Here is a 16,611-nt window from a genome sequence, read left to right as displayed (position 1 = left end):
TTTAGCACTAAACCAAATCAATAAGGCAAGGAATATCAACTTCCATACGAGTCATAGAACCATGTACGCTCGGCAAGCTCATAGCTTTTTCTGTTTGCGTACGAGAATCTACAATAGTCCACTCATCGCGAGCTTGTACTAAAACATCTCCTAATACTTCCCTGGTTTGTGAACTAACTTCACCAAAAACACCATCATCAATAACTTGATTTTTAGTTCGAACTAAAGCCTTATCCTCAAGAATACTTCTCCATCGATAAGCAATATCATCAGGGTTTACATCACAACTTGCATAAAGCATTACAGAACGAGGCTCACCGCCCACCATAGCAACATCTTTCATTAGATCAGCGTTCTTAGCGATATCAACACATTTATTAGGATCTGATTGAATCATGCCATGATCTGCAGTAATAACAATAACCGTACCTGGAGCACAATTTTTCTGCAGTAAACGCAACTGTGCATCAACCTGTTCGAATGCTGCAACCCATTGCTCAGAATCCCAACCATAATTGTGGCCAACCTTATCAGTATCTCGTAAATACAAGTACGTTAATCCAGGAGTCTTAGTAGTCTCAGCAGCATTCATAATACGCGCGCGAGCAGTACCTCCCGTTATGTAGCAAGCTCCACGAAAAGCAGCATTTGTAAGCGGAGAATTCTCAAATTTTGGCAAACCAACATTATCTACTCTAATATCATTCGCAGAAAGAGACTCAAAAATAGTCGGTTCCTTCTGCAAATCAGTAGGATTAGGAGCATTCTTAAATTGAATTAATTGAGCAAGTTCACCAGTTTGTGCATTCTTCTGCGTATATCCTGTCATAGAAGTTAAACCAGGACATGTTCCTGTACCGAATGTTGCCATTGCAGCAACAGTAGTACTTGGAATACAGGTTGCGAGTGCGCGCTGGTTAATACTGTTATTTAAAAGTGATCGCAAGTAGGGAGCATGCCCCTGACGCATAACAATATTCCAGTACCCTAAACCATCAACAAGAACAACTACAGCTGCTCTAGCTTTCGGAATTCCAAGAGAATTTCGTAAAAATGCTGGATTTGAGTGAACTGCTGTAGCAATAGGAAAATCAATAGCGTCTGTTAGTGCAGGAAGAATTGAAGATAAATGAAAAGCGCCACCAATTTTATGCTCTTCACTATTTGATTCGCTAGTTTTATTAAACCAGTCTCCATAACCTTCATAATTTACAAAACTCAGTAGTTCCTTCTGTGAATGTACTTCAACGCTCATACTAACTATTGAACCACTGAGAACTAAATTAACAAAATTGTTTTATAAACATAATCGTTTTACATAAGTATTTTTTATAAAAACTAGCGTTTTTGTAAAGAACACAAGCTTATTTGTGCATAGAAATTGATAATATTAAAAGCCGTAATCTCATTCAAGGAGTTCTTAACCATGCCTTCGCACCGTCATGCAACTAAACAGTCTTTCGACCCTAGAAAGGTAAAAGAGCATATTGTTGAAACTCCTCTGAAAGAGGAAATGAGCAAATCTTTTCTTGAATACGCTTATTCTGTAATTTACGCGCGTGCTCTTCCAGATGCTAGAGATGGTATGAAACCTGTGCAGCGACGCATTGTGTATCAAATGGGAAATATGAACTTATCTCCGGATCATGCGTATATGAAGTCTGCGCGCGTTGTTGGTGAAGTTATGGGTAAGTTGCATCCTCATGGAGATTCTGCAATTTACGAAGCTATGGTTAGATTAGCTCAGCCATTTTCGTTACGTCTTCCTTTAGTTGACGGTCACGGAAACTTTGGTTCGCTTGATGACGGTCCTGCAGCTTCACGTTACACAGAAGCTCGTCTTGCTCCTGCAGCATTAGGCATGAATGCTGATATTAACGAAGACACTGTTGATTTTGTACCAAATTATGATAACAAATTAAAAGAGCCTACTGTTCTTCCTGCTGCTATACCAAATCTGCTTGTAAACGGTGCTTCTGGTATTGCTGTTGGAATGGCAACTAACATGGCAACGCACAATTTGGGTGAAGTAGTTGCTGCAGCAAAATATGTTATGAAGCATCCTAATGCTACTTTGGACGATATTATGAAATTTGTTCCAGGACCAGACTGGCCTGGTGGCGGTATTATTATCGGGCGAAGTGGAATTCGTGAGGCTTACGAAACAGGTAGAGGCGCGTTTACTACTAGATCTACTACTCATATTGAAAATATTACTGCTCGTAAAAAGGCGATTATTGTTACAGAACTTCCGTTTATGGTTGGCCCTGAGCGTGTTTTGGAGCGTATTTCTCAAGGTGTTAAAGCAAGAAAACTAGATGGTATTTCTGGAGCAATAGATTTAACTGATCGTCACAATGGCACCAGACTTGTTATAGAAATAAAAACAGGTTTTGATCCTAACGCAGTTCTTGCACAACTTTTTAAGCACACTCCACTGCAAGAAAGTTTTACAATCAACAATGTTGCATTAGTTGACGGCAGACCACATACCATGGGATTACGCGAACTATTAGACGTTTGGATTTCTCATCGCAGAACTGTTGTTCGCAGAAGAAGTGAGTTTAGGCGTAAAAAAGCTCAGGAACGTTTACATTTAGTTGATGGTTTGCTTCTTGCATTGCTTGATATTGACGAGGTTATTCAGGTTATTAGATCTTCAGAAGATGCAGATAGCGCAAAAACTAAGTTAATGAAAGTATTTGATTTAGACGAAATTCAATCACAATATATTCTCGACTTGCGTTTGCGCAGACTTACTAAAATGAGTCGTATTGAGCTTGAATCTGAGCGTGAAGATTTACTCAAAAAAATTGATGAATTGAATCAAATATTAAGTTCTGAAACTGAGCTTGACCGTGTTGTTATATCCGATATGGATAATGCTGTAAAACAATGGGATACTCCTCGTAGAACTATTCTTCTTGACGAGCAAGAAGATGGTAGTTTTGCTCCAGTTGAAATAAAAGGAAATAAAAATACTGAAGATTTAGCAATACAAGCGGTTAATTCTGCTAATAAACTTACTTCTGCTCAAGCTGATTTAGATGCAGCTGCAACCGCTGCTAGAAAAACTGGAGACTCACAAGCCGCTGCTGTTGCTTTACAGTTAAGTGACAGTCCTTGCGCAGTAGTTTTAAGTAATTCTGGACTTATTGCACGTACCAGCATGGAAGTATTAGAACGCTGGAATTCTCACGGCAATAATGTTTTTGATACACCATGTTCATCTATTTTTGCTACAACTACCAGATCAACTTACGCGCTTATTACTTCTGCAGGAAGATTAGTTCTTGCACATGTGGCAGATTTGCCGCAATTAACAGTTGAAGAAGGAAAGCCAGCTTCTCTTACACATGGAGTAAAAGCGCAAGAACTACTAACATCAACAGAAAGTACTGAACCAATTAAAGGCGAAATTGTTGTTTCAGCAGTCGCATTAGATTCTTCAAATAATCCAACACCACTTGCGTTAGGAACACGAAACGGCGTAGTAAAAAGATGGAATTGCGAAGCTCCAACAACAATGGACTCTTGGAGCATTATTGATTTGAAAGACAATGATGTGGTTGTATCAGCTGCACCAGCAAAAGATAATGATCGTTTAGTGTTCATTAGCACAGATTCTTCGCTTCTAACATTTGACGCTAAGCAGGTTCGTCCGCAAGGAAGAACCGCAGCTGGCATGGCTGGAATACGATTGGCTGAAGGAGCTCGCGTAGCAACATTTGCAGTAGTACCAGAAGATGCTATTGAATGGCATTATGAGGAAGGAGAAAACGGATTATTCTCCGCAACTGGCACAGTCGTATTCACAGTAGCTGGAGATAGTGAAGCTCTTCCTGGGACTGAAAATGGTGCTGCAAAATTAACGCCATTTGAAATGTATCCTACTAAAGGACGTGGCACTGGTGGCGTGCGCTCGCAGAGATTCCTTAAAGGACAAAATACTCTTATTCATGCATACGTTGGCTATTATCCGTTACATGCCGTTAGTGAAAGCGGTTCTGTAGTAGAGCTACCTAAACCAGATATGCGCAGGGATGCTTCTGGAACTGAACTTGTGTCTCTTATTGCTCACATTGGGTAGTAATGTTTTTGCTCTTCTAGTTTTATACTTTGAAAGCTAGTTTCTGCGCTTGCGCGTTGCAGCAAATGATTCAGCAAGACCGGCAAGACCAGCAAAAAGCGAGGCAATTGCGGAAGCGAGAACCGGCGTTGTTGTCGAGCCGGTTTTAGGAAGATGCTTAGCAGCATGCTTAGATTCCGGTTGCTTTTGCTGCTCCGGTTGCTCCGGTTGAGAAGGAGTTGGCGCTGGCTCAAGTTCCTGCTCAGGCTTAAAAGCGCTCAAAAAATACCCCCCCCCCAAATATTATTGGAACCGTTTATATACAAAAGACAGTATATGCGTTATCTAAAAATGGAGCATCGCGTTAATTTGAGCAGAAGGACACAAACATGGAAAATAACAATCTACCTAACAATAAACAGGCAGAAGATTGGGACAAAATGCTTGCTGGCACTACTGAAGAAAGTGCAGAATACGATACTACGCAAATCGTAGAGGGCGCGGATAAATCCGCTAAGACACGCAATACTCGCATTATTGCGGGCGGCATTATTGGCGTGATTCTACTAGCCTTGCTGGGTGGTCTTATTTGGTGGTGGCAAGCCTCTAATAAGCCGCAATTTAGCAATGCTCAACGCTACGCGTCTACGCAAAACTTGTCAAACACGAAGGCTGACGAGAAGAACAATAAGGCTCGCGAATTAGCCGATTTATATCGCACTAAGGGCAATATCGACATTCAACCATACTATTTTAAGCCACGTAACGAAATGACTGCCGGTAATAAGGCTGATGCTCTCAAACGAGCAAAATTAGCTTTTGATGAAAGTTTAAAAGCTACGTTCCCTAGTAAAAACGCGTATTTGACTCAAGATTATGTGGCTGGCACGATTTATGACGATTATCAGCGTCTTTTGAACCCTATTTACGGCGGCTGGAACGAGTTTTATAAGAAAGATACATTTAATAGCGACGCAAAATATAATATGCTATTTAAGAGCGGTATGCTTGAAATGTTTGCGCCTAAATATCACAATGAAGATGGAGCATATAGGATTTTTAGAGGGTTCGTTTTTCGTAAGGTAGACGAAGATGCGACGAATAAGTTAATGGAAAAGACAAAAGACCATACGTTGTATGCGTATAAGCATGTAGACCACGTTAAGGCAATCCCTGTTAGCCAATTAACTGGTCCGATTAAATGTCAGTATAGTATTCAAAACACTGATGAAGACTGGATTGGTTGCAAAGCCCCATTTAGAATGGTTGGCGTTACAGATGAAGGTGCAACTACCGCTGATGCTGTAGTAAGGATTAACTACCACGTAAACCATGACCAATCAGTAAGTAAACGTCGTATTCTTATTGATGGATTTGGTATAGAATAAATAGAAAAATATTCAAAAAATAGCGTTTTTTGAGCCAGCCCTCGATAGATATTAGTTGAGAATACTATTCGTATCTATCAAAAGGCTGGCTTTTTTATGAAAAAACGAAAAATAATACCGAAAGACCATGCTATTTCTAAGGCTTTAGCAAAAGGCGGTATTGTAAGGGTGTAAAGCGTCATAAGATGGAACAATATAAGACATAAGAATATTACTTTTCTTAGTTAAAGTATCATACGTATCACGAGGGTTTTGATTAAGTTTCTTAGCAACATTTTCGATACAAAATATTGCAAAATCAAGATTATCTCTATCGAAGACTTCTTGCATATCATCTTAAAGCATAAAAACAAGCCAAATGCATTAATAAGGCTAATAAATTTTACTCTGGAATACTTATGAAATTATTTATGCATCAATAGATGCGTTTTTCTTGATAAATGCACTTATTTTTTGTATCATAAGAGTGGAGGTGGTATATGAACAAGAATTATAATCAGAATTACACAAAAGAAGAAATTTCAGCAATACTTGCAAAGATAAAAGACTGCATAAAAAATGACCGTTTTACCATCTCGTTAAACGAAAATCGTCAGGAAAACATAAACTTCATTCGAGAATACAACATACGATCAGATATTCAGAAAAATATACTTCTCAACATAGAAGTAGAAGATTTTTGTCATTCGTTAAAAAACAAAAAAGAGGCTATGAGTATGAAACGCTTTACGTATTCGCGCCACGAGTAAAACTATCACACGTAGGTAAATGTGAGATGGTAAACATTTACACGAAGTTTAATATCATTACTATTTCTCAACAAAATAGAACAGTTGTTATTTCATTCCATAAAGCAAATAAACAGATAGATTATTTATTTAAATAATCTAATAAACAACTCAAAAAATAATAAATCTACTAATTTTCAATAAAAGGCTCATAATGAAAGATAATAAAACATTTTGCGAAGAGTGCAGGAATAATGTTGAGTACTCAACAAAATCCGTTCCAACGACTGCATCTATTAAAGGAAAACAATATTCCTACACTGGCACAGAAGCACACTGTAAAGAATGCGGTTCTGCCGTATACGTACCCGAAATTATCGACGCGAATCTTCGAGCATTGTATGACGAGTATCGCAAAGAAAACAACATCATTCCGCTTGATGAAATCAACGAAATACCTGCAAAATACTCAATAGGTAAACGACCACTTTCGTTGCTACTTGGCTGGGGCGAGCAAACATTTTCTAGATTTGCAGATGGAGACATCCCCTCAAAACAATATTCTGACATTTTGCAACGCATTTATAATGACCCGGAATATTACTTGCAATTATTAATCAGTAATAAGAATAATCTGAAATCTGCGCTTAGCTACGAAAAAAGCTACAAGGCAACTCAAAAACTAATAGACGAATCACAAAATAACTCTGCGAACAATAACTTTGATAGCAATAAGTCGAGTGACAAAATAAACGATATAATACAATACTTGCTTATAAAGTGCGAGGACATAACTCCCTTAGCACTGCAAAAATCCTTATACTACATACAAGGTTTTTACTTTGCGTTCTATAAATCGTTTATATTTACCGATGATTGTCAAGCATGGGTTCATGGACCTGTGTATAAAGACGTCTATTTGCGCTATAAAAACTACACTTTTGATCCAATAGATTCACCAATTGCGGAAATATCAGGTATTAAATCATCAGAAAAATTAGCTGATTACAAATACGCTCAAAAAAGCGATCTCACACGACTTACAGCAGAATTAACAACTACACTATCTGCTACTGAAAAAGCAGTATGCGATAGCGTTATTGAAAATCTTTGCTGCTACAGTGGTAAAGAACTTGAACGATTCACGCATCATGAGGAGCCTTGGATACTTACTCGCGGAAATCTAAAAGCTGATGATTCATCATATAAAATAATCAGCAAAAAGATAATTGGCGAATACTTTGCGAAAATAAAAGAAAAATACAATATGATAAATCCAGATGACATTCGCCAGTATGCAAAAGACATGTTTGCTAGTAAATAACTAGTTAAATAACTAGTTAAATAACTAATCTACATATAAATCCTCCTGCAGTAATTCACTAGACAGGAGGATTTTTGTGTAAGTAATTTACACGCAATCAATACTCGTGAGTAATTCACGTTCAATATAATTTATTTCACTTATAAACAAAAACGTTTATATAACAAAATCAGGTATCGATTTTGGAACGATCGAAGTCATCAGCGTTATCAACAATAAACTGCTTGCGCGGAGGAACATCATCACCCATCAGCAAATCGAATACTTCGCTCGCCTGCTGAGCATCTTCCATACGAATCCTACGAAGCATTCGAGTTCTAGGATCCATAGTGGTGTCTGCAAGCTGATCCGCATCCATCTCACCCAAGCCCTTATAACGCTGAATATCGCTGTTAAAATCAATGCCCTTAGCTTGCAAATCATCAAGCTTTCCAGCCAACTCATCGTCTGAGTAAGTATAAATGTACTCGCCCTTGTGCTTTCCAGCGAGCGCAATTCTGTGAAGCGGAGGCACTGCAGCATAAACATGACCGTGCTCAATCAGCGGACGCATATAACGGTAGAACAGCGTTAGCAGCAAAATACGAATATGCGCACCATCAACATCAGCATCTGTCATCATAACAATCTTGTTATAACGCGCTTGCGAAATATCAAAACTTGCGCCCGATCCTGCTCCAACAACCTGAATAATTGCAGCACACTCTTTGTTTGAAAGCATTTGTGCAAGACTTGCTTTTTGCACGTTCAAAATCTTACCGCGAATTGGAAGAAGCGCTTGGAAAGCAGAGTTACGAGCGGCTTTTGCAGTACCGAGAGCAGAATCACCCTCAACGATGAAAAGTTCTGCAACATCGTCGTTTCCAGGCTGGCAATCAGAAAGTTTTGGTGGCATTGAAGCAGACTCAAGCGCATTCTTTCTGCGAGTAACTTCCTTAGTTTTACGCGCTTGAATACGCGCATGCATTTCGGAAACGATTTTCTCTAAAACTCGCGCAGACTGCTCTTTAAATCCTCGCTTAGATCCGGAAATCATCTCACCGAATTGAGCGTCAGTCATTTTAGTAACGATTGGCTTAACTTGAGCTGTTCCAAGCACGTCTTTAGTTTGACCTTGGAATTGAGGCTCAGCAATTCGAACAGTTATAACAGCAACCAAGCCTGCTGTAATATCATCGCGTTCAATTTTCGTATTCGAATCTTTAAGATTTACTTTTAGCTTGCGAGCGTTATCTTCAACAGCTTTACGAATTTGCTTAGTCAATCCTTGCAAAAATCCGTCTACGTGCATGCCTCCGCCAGGAGTTTCAACAACGTTTACGAAACTGATAATCGTTGAATCGTAACCGTTTACCCAGCGCATTGCAATATCAACGCCGCATTTACGCGTCACTTGCTGGGCATGTAAATCTCCTGCAGAATCAACGGCTTGCGTTTCTTCTACATACGTATCTTCGCCAGAAATGCGCCAAATATCGGATACTGCTTCACCTTTTGAAAGAAAATCAACGAAATCTTTAACGCCACCATTATGCAAAAATTCAACTACTCGAGGATGATGCTTATTTTGCATTGAGTTAGCAGATTCAGAATTTGCAATAGACTGCGCAGCTGATTCTTCAAATTCAGCATCTTCAGATTTATCGTATTCAGACTCACTATCCTCAGACGCATCTTCGTCTTCCAACGTTGATTCAGATTCTAATTCTTCAAATTCAGCCGCAGTGTCATCGCTATTATCAAGCTTATTTTCAAAAAGATTATCTTCTACTACATTGTCTTCCGGATCTTCCGGCAAATCAATTTCTTCGATATTTGCCGATTCACCTTCAGGAACATGTTCGTCAATAACAGTAATTTTTAAGCCTGGAACTAAGAAACTTGTTTGGCGCACGCGAGCAATAAGCTGCTCATAGCTAAAGTGTGCAGTTGAGTTAAAAATCTCAGGATCAGCCCAATATCGAACTCTAGTACCTGTAATTTTTGGAGAAACAGTGCCGATAATCTCAAGCTCAGTAGGTTTATTCTTGCGCGTACGCTTAAACGGAGAAGCTGGAGACGGATGCATTGGATCTGCGTCATTATAAACGCCAGGATGTCCTTGATGAAAAGCCATGTGATGCGTTTTGCCATCTCTATCAACTTCAACGTCCAAGCGCAAGCTTAAAGCGTTTACAACAGAAGAACCAACACCATGCAATCCACCTGCAGCATTGTAAGAAGCATTACCAAACTTAGCTCCAGCGTGAAGCTTAGTTAAAACAACTTCAACACCTGTAAGTTTTGTTTTAGGCTCAACATCTACTGGAATACCACGTCCATTATCCGCAACCTCAATAGAACCATCATCGTGAAGAGTAACAATAATATGATTGCAAGCACCAGCCAAAGCCTCATCGACAGCATTATCAATAATTTCCCAAAGGCAATGCATTAAACCTTGGCTGTCAGTAGTACCAATATACATACCTGGACGTTTTCTCACAGCGTCCAAGCCTTCAAGCACAGTCAAGCTATCAGCATCATACTGTTCTCGATCTTTATTAGAGACCACTTTTACCCCTTGCACAAATTACTGATATTAAGCAATAAGTGTCGTATTTCCACTTACTTTTATTGCAGCAAAAATACGACACTCCAACAAATATTTTCAACCAATCACTGATCTAAGAAGTCACGCAAAGTTTGCGAGCGTGAAGGATGACGCAATTTAGACATAGTCTTCGACTCGATTTGACGAATGCGCTCACGCGTAACACCATACACTCGACCAATATCGTCCAAAGTCTTTGGCTGACCATCTTCCAAACCGTAGCGCATCTTAATAACGCCGGCTTCCCTAGGTGCCAAAGTTTCCAAAACTTGCCTAAACTGTTCCTGAAGAAGTGAGAATGCAACAGCATCTGATGGTGCGATTGCATCGGTATCTTCAATCAAATCACCGAACTCAGAATCACCATCTTCACCCAAAGGAGTGTGCAAAGATATAGGTTCACGACCGTACTTTTGCACTTCTTGCACCTTTTCAACAGGCATATCCAATTCGCGTGCAAGCTCATCTGGCGTAGGTTCACGACCTAAATCTTGAAGCATCTGACGCTGAACCCTAGAAAGCTTATTAATAACTTCAACCATGTGCACTGGAACTCGAATAGTACGAGCCTGGTCTGCCATAGCACGAGTAATGGCCTGACGAATCCACCAGGTTGCGTAAGTTGAGAACTTAAAGCCCTTCTTCCAATCGAACTTTTCTACAGCACGAATTAAACCGAGGTTACCTTCCTGAATCAAATCAAGGAAAAGCATTCCCCTACCCGTATAGCGTTTAGCAAGAGAAACCACAAGACGCAAGTTTGCTTCAAGAAGATGATCTTTTGCTTTCTTTCCGTCAGCAGCAGCCCACTTAAGTTCGCGCTTGCGCTTAAATTCCATATGATCAATCTCAGTATCAAGCAAATGCTGAGCATACAAGCCAGCCTCAATACGTTCCGACAAATCAACTTCCTGCTCTGCGTTAAGCAAGCTTACGCGACCAATCTGCTTCAAGTAATCTTTAACAGGGTCTGCAGTAGCACCAGTTGCTACAACTCTGCGCTTTGGATTTCCAGAAGGAGTTAGATTATCATCGTCATCATCATCGCGCACAATAAACGCGCCTTTAGCCTGCGGAACTGGTGGAACCTCAGGCTTGGTTTCCTCTGAATCCTCAATGTCGTCAATCTCTTCTTGCTCATCGACAAGATCATCCACAACATCATCAACATCACTAAGATCATCTACGTCATCAATGTCAGCAGGCTGAATGTCATCTAAATCATCCAGCGTCATATGATCTTCGTTATCAAGGCTTTCGTCAACATCATCTATATGATCTTGCATGGTTTCGGAATCGTCAAGCGTCATTTCATCACTCAAATCGTATGCGTCCGTTTCTGTTTTAGTGCGGCTTTTGTGAGAAACTGCCGATGACGAAGAATTAGTCTTGCCTTTACTAGAACTATTGTTTTTACGCGAATCGTGCGTAATATTTTCTTCACCATTTTCAAGCTCTTCGGCAGACGTTTCAACTTCGCTCGTCAAACTGTTCCTCCTGCAGCACTCCTTGCTTATACCATAAGGATATAGTTATAGCAAGGGCAATTTTTCACCTTAAGCAGTTAACCATCTTCTAAGGACGATTATTCCCAAGATTCTTTGCGCGGCGTGGCGAATTTTGAGCACCACGCTGGTTGAATATTATGCTCGTGCGCTCCTCTTACAATTTTTGCCATTGAACAATCTGGATCAATTGCCAAAGCTTTATTAACATAAGCATCTACTTCTCCAATACTGAACCACCAGCAGATATAAGAAAGTAAAGCGTAAACTTGTACTGTTAGCTCTGGTATATCTTTCACTACATATGCCATTGATTCAAGCATATGTTTTGCATCTAAAGCTTTACAAATATTTGGAACTGTACATTCTTGAGTAAATTTTTCTTCTAAACAATTACGCAAATTTCTCGAAATATCCGGAGTATGAGTCATCCATGCTAAATCATGCAAAGACTCTTCGTTATACCATTTTCTATTTTCATCCAAAATGCACATAAGCATAGCATCTCGAACGTTAATGTTATGAAACATTGCAATAGGCAGTGCAATAAAGTCGTGCCCAACTAGCGTTTCGTCTGGATCAGAGAAAGTTTTAAACCAGTTTGTAAGTGATTGAGAAGAAATTGAGTAAGTAGCAAACTGTTTGCCACTTTTAGAAATTTTTCTCAGAAAATATTGCGAAAGTTTTGGCACCCAAAATCGCAAACCATTAATCCACTCATCTTTTTCACTGTTATTATGCGAAACGTATTCTCTAGAAAAATTTAACAAAATACTGTATCTGTTATCTAAAGATTCGTAATCAAAATTTTCTGCCGATTCTCCAGCGAAAATTTCTAAATCATCAAAAGTTGATAGTGCTTCTTCAAATTCGTTTGGATTTTTTAGAAAATCTTGATTACCTTTTGCATAAATATTTGCAAGATTTTTAATATCAAAGTCGTCTACACTATTAAACAATGGGCGATTAAGAACATCCGATACCATGATTTATTCCCTTCTTTTCTTTGTATTGCATTCCCCGCATGCAAGATAGTTTTCTTTCACCAAATTCGTTATTTTCAACTTGGTAATGCAAGTTTCTCAATATCACTAAAAGTAAGCAAGAAAAATTTTATATTTTGGTTATAAGCTTGCTTAGCACTACAAAACACTAGGTTTACATTGTCTCCGGTATGTGGATAACTTCATATTATGGATGTTGATTCAAACCTGACACTTATAGAAACGCGCATTAGCGAGCTTATTTCAAATCAATTCCAATCTGAAGCTTGCGAAAATCTTACTGCAAGTTGTTCTGAAATTTTAAAAACTGTTATAACTCAAGCAATTTCTTCGAGTGAAGGTGGAAAAAGATTACGAGCTTTGCTTCTTCTTTCTGCTTTTGACGCAGCTTACAATCAACATTTAGATGATAAAACTGATTCTTTAATAGACAAAAATTATAATAATCTCGAATTTCTTACGAAAAAAACAGCTGTAATAGACGTTGCTTGCGCTTTAGAAGTATTCCAAACTGCTGCTCTTATTCATGACGATATTATTGACGAATCTTCTTTAAGAAGAGGCAAACCTAGCGCATACTGTGCTTTAAGCGAAGTTTGTAAGAATAAGCATATTGGTACCGGATTAGGTCTTATGCTTGGAGACATACTTGCAACAGAAAGCTTTGATATTACTAGAGAAGCGTCAAAAAAACTTTATAATAGTCAAGATTTGCTTTCCTCATTTGCTGATATGCAAAAAAATGTTGGCATAGGACAAGTTCTTGATTTGTCTATTGAATTGATGTCTTTGGACGACCCAAACCAGTTAGCTGAATCATCGATTAATGTTTTTCGTTGGAAAACTGCAAGCTATACGACTATTGCTCCAATTGAACTAGGATTACTTGCTGCTGGAGTTGATACTGCTGCAGCTAAGAAAACAGCTAAAAATGTAGGCGAACCGTTAGGTGTTGCTTTCCAGCTTGCTGATGATTTATTAGATATAGTTTCTGATACTTCACGTACAGGTAAGCCTATAGGCGGTGATATTCGTGAAGGAAAACGTGCTGTACTTCTCGCCGATGCTCTTTCTCTGGGAAATCAGAATGAAAAATTGCTACTTAAAAAAGCATACGAATCTGAATATAGAAATAATGATGACGTTAAAAAAATTATAGAAATATACTATTCAACCGGAGCTATTGAAAAGTCTAAGCATAGAATTTACAAACTTTGGCAGGAAACTTTATCTGCTATAAAAGATTCTCCTCTTAAAGCAGAAGGTAAGAATAAGCTTATAAGTATGGCAGAAAAGTTTATACCTTCAGATTGGAGAATATAGTACCTAAGTATATAAACGCAAAATAGCGTCACGTAGATTATTGCGTATAGTTTTACGTATAGTTTATGCATGATTTTACGTAAAAGTCCTTAGATGAAGCTTGCGAAAGTTGCGTTTTTATAAGTTACTTAGGGCACAAATTTTTAAAAAAGCGTATAAATATTAGAAAAAACACGATATAACTACCATTGCATACTGTTATGCTTGTACACTCATAAGTAGAAACAATCGTAAGCACATAAGGATTTGCAACATATGGACGAAGCTACAAATACGCAACCAGGCATGTGCATCGAAAACCGTTACCGTATTGTGCGAAAAATAGCAGAAGGCGGTATGGCTACGGTTTATCAGGCACAAGATGAACGGCTCGGTAGACCAGTTGCTATCAAAATAATGCATACGCAACTAGCTCAAGGACTTCATCGGCAGCAGTTCATTGCTAGATTCCGCAGAGAAGCTACTTCTGCTGCAGCTATAGCAAACCCACATATAGTGCAAGTGTATGATACTGGCGAATATGATGGACTTGATTATCTAGTTATGGAATACGTTCATGGCGTTAATTTGCGTTATGAGATGAACGTTCATGGTACTTTCACAGTGAAAGAAACTTTGCGCTTACTTGCTGAAGTTTTAGACGGATTATCTTCTGCACATCAAGCTGGTGTTGTTCATAGGGATATAAAGCCTGAAAACATTCTTATTAACGACCGCGGTCACGTGCAGATTACTGATTTTGGTTTAGCTAGAGCAATTTCTCAAGCTACACTTTCTTCAACAGGTCTTCTGCTTGGAACAGCTGCGTATCTTGCTCCAGAAATGATTGAAAACAATCTTGCCACAACTCAGGGTGATCTGTATTCTGCTGGAATGATGGCTTGGGAAATGCTTGCTGGGCGCGTACCTTTTAGCGCAGATAATCCTGTTACGCTCGTTTTTAAGCATGTTCATGAAGACACTCCGTCTCTTTCCACTGTATGCGAAGGAATAAGCCCCATTGTTGCTGATTTTATTGCTTCTTTGACTCAGCGAGACATGCATAAACGACCTGATGACGCAACTATGGCTTTAGCTAAGCTTCGTAGTATTAGTTCTAAACTTTCTCCTGAAGATTGGAAGTATAGGCTTCAAAAAGAATATCAGGCTGACGAAGAAATCGATTCTAACGAATCTCCTGTTAATAAATTAACTCGCACTGCAGAATCTTCCCAAGAGCCACCAATACCGCCTACTACCCCAATGGTTTTATCGTCTGAAGATGATTCTAATAATAACAGTGCTCAAAGTGACTCAGATTATAAGACTTATCAAACTATAACGGATGAGATTAACCGTGATGAGCAGGAACCAATATTTACAAATGACGCAACTTTAGAAGTAAACAATAATGCTGATTCTACTAAAGCGAGCGATTCGGTAGGTGCAAAAGAATTCTATTCTGATTCTGACTCTACTAGAAATATTTGGAATAATAATAGAAACGCTTATGCGAGTAATCAAAACACTTTAGAAGATTTTTCTAACAATTCCTATTCTGATCCATTAGAGCAGTTTAATGATAATAATCTTCCTACTACTGCTTTAAACTCTCACGAACTTAGAAAGCTCACTCAGCTTTCTGCGGAAAGTAAAAACAATAAGAATAAAACTACTGAAAGAATTTCTAAAGGTTCTAAAAAATCATATAAAAAAGTAGTTATTATTTTAGCTTGCTTTGCTTCTGTTGCAGCGTTATCGGTTGCAGGAGGATGCTACTGGTATTTCGCTGGTCCTGGAAGCTACTGGTCTTTGCCAAAACCTGATGATTTATCATGCAAGAATCCTGAAATTTGTAAAATAACTAATGCGTTGTGGAAAGATTATGAGCGCACTCTTAAAGTTTCTGGAATACCTTACGATATTACTGAAGCATTTGATGATGATATTGCAGCCGGTAAGATTGTAAAAACTGATCCAGAATTGGTCGGTTCTCATTTAAACAAACATAGTAACGATATTCTGCATGTTGTAGTTTCTAAGGGAATTCGACAGGCTACTATTCCTCAAAATATCATGGATCCTAATACTGAGGATGGTAAAAAACCTATTAAAGCTCTTAAAAAAGCCGGTTTTACGAATATTATTCATAGCTCATCGGTTGATGATTATTCGCTTTACGTTCCAGATGGTGCTGTTCTTGCTATAAGTCCAGAACCTGGTACTCGTATGAATCATAATAAAGCAGTAAAACTGGTCCTTTCAAAAGGACCTATGCCGGTTCAAATGCCTGATATTGCTAATAAAACTAAGGATGATGCTACTAGTGCGCTTCGAGAACTTAAGCTCAAAGTGACTTCTAGTGAAGAAAATAGTGACACTGTTGATAAAGGAAAAATTATAAGCACTTCTCCATCTGCTGGAACTCAACTTCATTGGGGAGATGAAGTTAAGATTGTGGTATCTAAAGGTCCACAAACTGTTAAATTGCCGAACGTTTGCGGTAAGAACACTGATGAGGCTAGAAAAATTCTTGAAGGTTTAGGACTTAGCGTAAAAGTTCAAGCTCCTCTTGGTGATTTAATGCATATTGTAAGATTCCAGTCTCCTGGAGTTGATACCGAGGTTCGTGTAAAAGATAGTAATGGAAACCCTACTGTAATAACTTTAACTGTTATTTAAGTTTAGTTTTCTGATT

At 38.7% G+C, this 16,611-nt stretch carries 11 protein-coding genes and 1 pseudogene; 6 read left to right on the top strand and 6 right to left on the bottom strand.

The window, feature by feature from the left end:
* Positions 1-7 precede the first annotated feature (7 nt).
* Complete coding sequence (locus tag ACNEUN_RS03480; RefSeq protein WP_463630873.1) at positions 8-1,255, bottom strand: alkaline phosphatase family protein; 1,248 nt, start codon at positions 1,253-1,255, stop codon at positions 8-10.
* 171 nt (positions 1,256-1,426) lie between these two features.
* On the opposite strand from ACNEUN_RS03480, the gene ACNEUN_RS03475 reads away from it, so the two are divergent.
* The gene (locus tag ACNEUN_RS03475) at positions 1,427-4,090 is read left to right on the top strand and encodes a DNA gyrase/topoisomerase IV subunit A (protein WP_463630871.1); all 2,664 of its coding nucleotides are present in this window, start codon (positions 1,427-1,429) and stop codon (positions 4,088-4,090) included.
* A 36-nt stretch (positions 4,091-4,126) separates the two neighbouring features.
* Here ACNEUN_RS03475 and ACNEUN_RS03470 read toward each other — a convergent pair whose 3' ends face one another.
* Complete coding sequence (locus tag ACNEUN_RS03470; protein ID WP_463630869.1) at positions 4,127-4,351, bottom strand: LPXTG cell wall anchor domain-containing protein; 225 nt, start codon at positions 4,349-4,351, stop codon at positions 4,127-4,129.
* 107 nt (positions 4,352-4,458) lie between these two features.
* Between ACNEUN_RS03470 and ACNEUN_RS03465 the strand changes: the two genes are divergently transcribed.
* Positions 4,459-5,457, top strand: coding sequence for a hypothetical protein (locus ACNEUN_RS03465; RefSeq protein ID WP_463630867.1), 999 nt, complete (start codon positions 4,459-4,461; stop codon positions 5,455-5,457).
* Between the two features lie 168 nt (positions 5,458-5,625).
* Here ACNEUN_RS03465 and ACNEUN_RS03460 read toward each other — a convergent pair.
* Positions 5,626-5,787, bottom strand: a pseudogene (locus ACNEUN_RS03460) (DUF3791 domain-containing protein); the annotation flags it as partial.
* Positions 5,788-5,936: 149 nt separating this feature from the next.
* Here ACNEUN_RS03460 and ACNEUN_RS03455 point away from each other — a divergent pair.
* Together ACNEUN_RS03455 and ACNEUN_RS03450 are read left to right on the top strand one after the other, a co-directional pair.
* On the top strand, positions 5,937-6,206 hold the full coding sequence (locus ACNEUN_RS03455; protein WP_463630865.1) for a hypothetical protein: 270 nt from the start codon (positions 5,937-5,939) through the stop codon (positions 6,204-6,206).
* 193 nt (positions 6,207-6,399) lie between these two features.
* Positions 6,400-7,509, top strand: a complete 1,110-nt coding sequence (locus ACNEUN_RS03450) for a type II TA system antitoxin MqsA family protein (RefSeq protein ID WP_463630864.1) — start codon at positions 6,400-6,402, stop codon at positions 7,507-7,509.
* Between the two features lie 169 nt (positions 7,510-7,678).
* Here ACNEUN_RS03450 and ACNEUN_RS03445 read toward each other — a convergent pair whose 3' ends face one another.
* The 3 genes from ACNEUN_RS03445 to ACNEUN_RS03435 all read right to left on the bottom strand — a co-directional run bounded on the left by ACNEUN_RS03445 (position 7,679) and on the right by ACNEUN_RS03435 (position 12,593).
* Positions 7,679-10,063: a DNA gyrase/topoisomerase IV subunit B gene (locus ACNEUN_RS03445; protein ID WP_463630862.1), complete on the bottom strand. Its 2,385-nt coding sequence runs from the start codon at positions 10,061-10,063 to the stop codon at positions 7,679-7,681.
* 104 nt (positions 10,064-10,167) lie between these two features.
* Positions 10,168-11,589 (bottom strand): RNA polymerase sigma factor, encoded by a 1,422-nt coding sequence (locus ACNEUN_RS03440; RefSeq protein WP_463630860.1) that lies wholly within the window; start codon positions 11,587-11,589, stop codon positions 10,168-10,170.
* Positions 11,590-11,687: 98 nt separating this feature from the next.
* Positions 11,688-12,593, bottom strand: coding sequence for a hypothetical protein (locus ACNEUN_RS03435; RefSeq protein ID WP_427877005.1), 906 nt, complete (start codon positions 12,591-12,593; stop codon positions 11,688-11,690).
* Between the two features lie 207 nt (positions 12,594-12,800).
* Between ACNEUN_RS03435 and ACNEUN_RS03430 the strand changes: the two genes are divergently transcribed.
* Together ACNEUN_RS03430 and ACNEUN_RS03425 are read left to right on the top strand one after the other, a co-directional pair.
* Positions 12,801-13,934: a polyprenyl synthetase family protein gene (locus ACNEUN_RS03430; protein ID WP_463630858.1), complete on the top strand. Its 1,134-nt coding sequence runs from the start codon at positions 12,801-12,803 to the stop codon at positions 13,932-13,934.
* A gap of 255 nt (positions 13,935-14,189) precedes the next feature.
* Positions 14,190-16,595 carry a Stk1 family PASTA domain-containing Ser/Thr kinase gene (locus ACNEUN_RS03425; protein WP_463630856.1) on the top strand — a complete coding sequence of 802 codons (2,406 nt, stop codon included), beginning with the start codon at positions 14,190-14,192 and terminating at the stop codon, positions 16,593-16,595.
* The last annotated feature ends 16 nt before the right edge of the window (positions 16,596-16,611 follow it).

The sequence above is a fragment of the Gardnerella sp. C0684A1 genome (genome assembly GCF_055326835.1).
This window is presented reverse-complemented; position numbering and strand designations above follow the sequence as displayed.

Coding starts and splice junctions, on each gene's coding strand:
- ACNEUN_RS03480 (WP_463630873.1), bottom strand. CDS start 1,255: ATGAGCGTTGAAGTACATTCACAGAAGGAACTACTGAGTTTTGTAAAT.
- ACNEUN_RS03455 (WP_463630865.1), top strand. CDS start 5,937: ATGAACAAGAATTATAATCAGAATTACACAAAAGAAGAAATTTCAGCA.
- ACNEUN_RS03450 (WP_463630864.1), top strand. CDS start 6,400: ATGAAAGATAATAAAACATTTTGCGAAGAGTGCAGGAATAATGTTGAG.
- ACNEUN_RS03425 (WP_463630856.1), top strand. CDS start 14,190: ATGGACGAAGCTACAAATACGCAACCAGGCATGTGCATCGAAAACCGT.
- ACNEUN_RS03475 (WP_463630871.1), top strand. CDS start 1,427: ATGCCTTCGCACCGTCATGCAACTAAACAGTCTTTCGACCCTAGAAAG.
- ACNEUN_RS03465 (WP_463630867.1), top strand. CDS start 4,459: ATGGAAAATAACAATCTACCTAACAATAAACAGGCAGAAGATTGGGAC.
- ACNEUN_RS03430 (WP_463630858.1), top strand. CDS start 12,801: ATGGATGTTGATTCAAACCTGACACTTATAGAAACGCGCATTAGCGAG.
- ACNEUN_RS03435 (WP_427877005.1), bottom strand. CDS start 12,593: ATGGTATCGGATGTTCTTAATCGCCCATTGTTTAATAGTGTAGACGAC.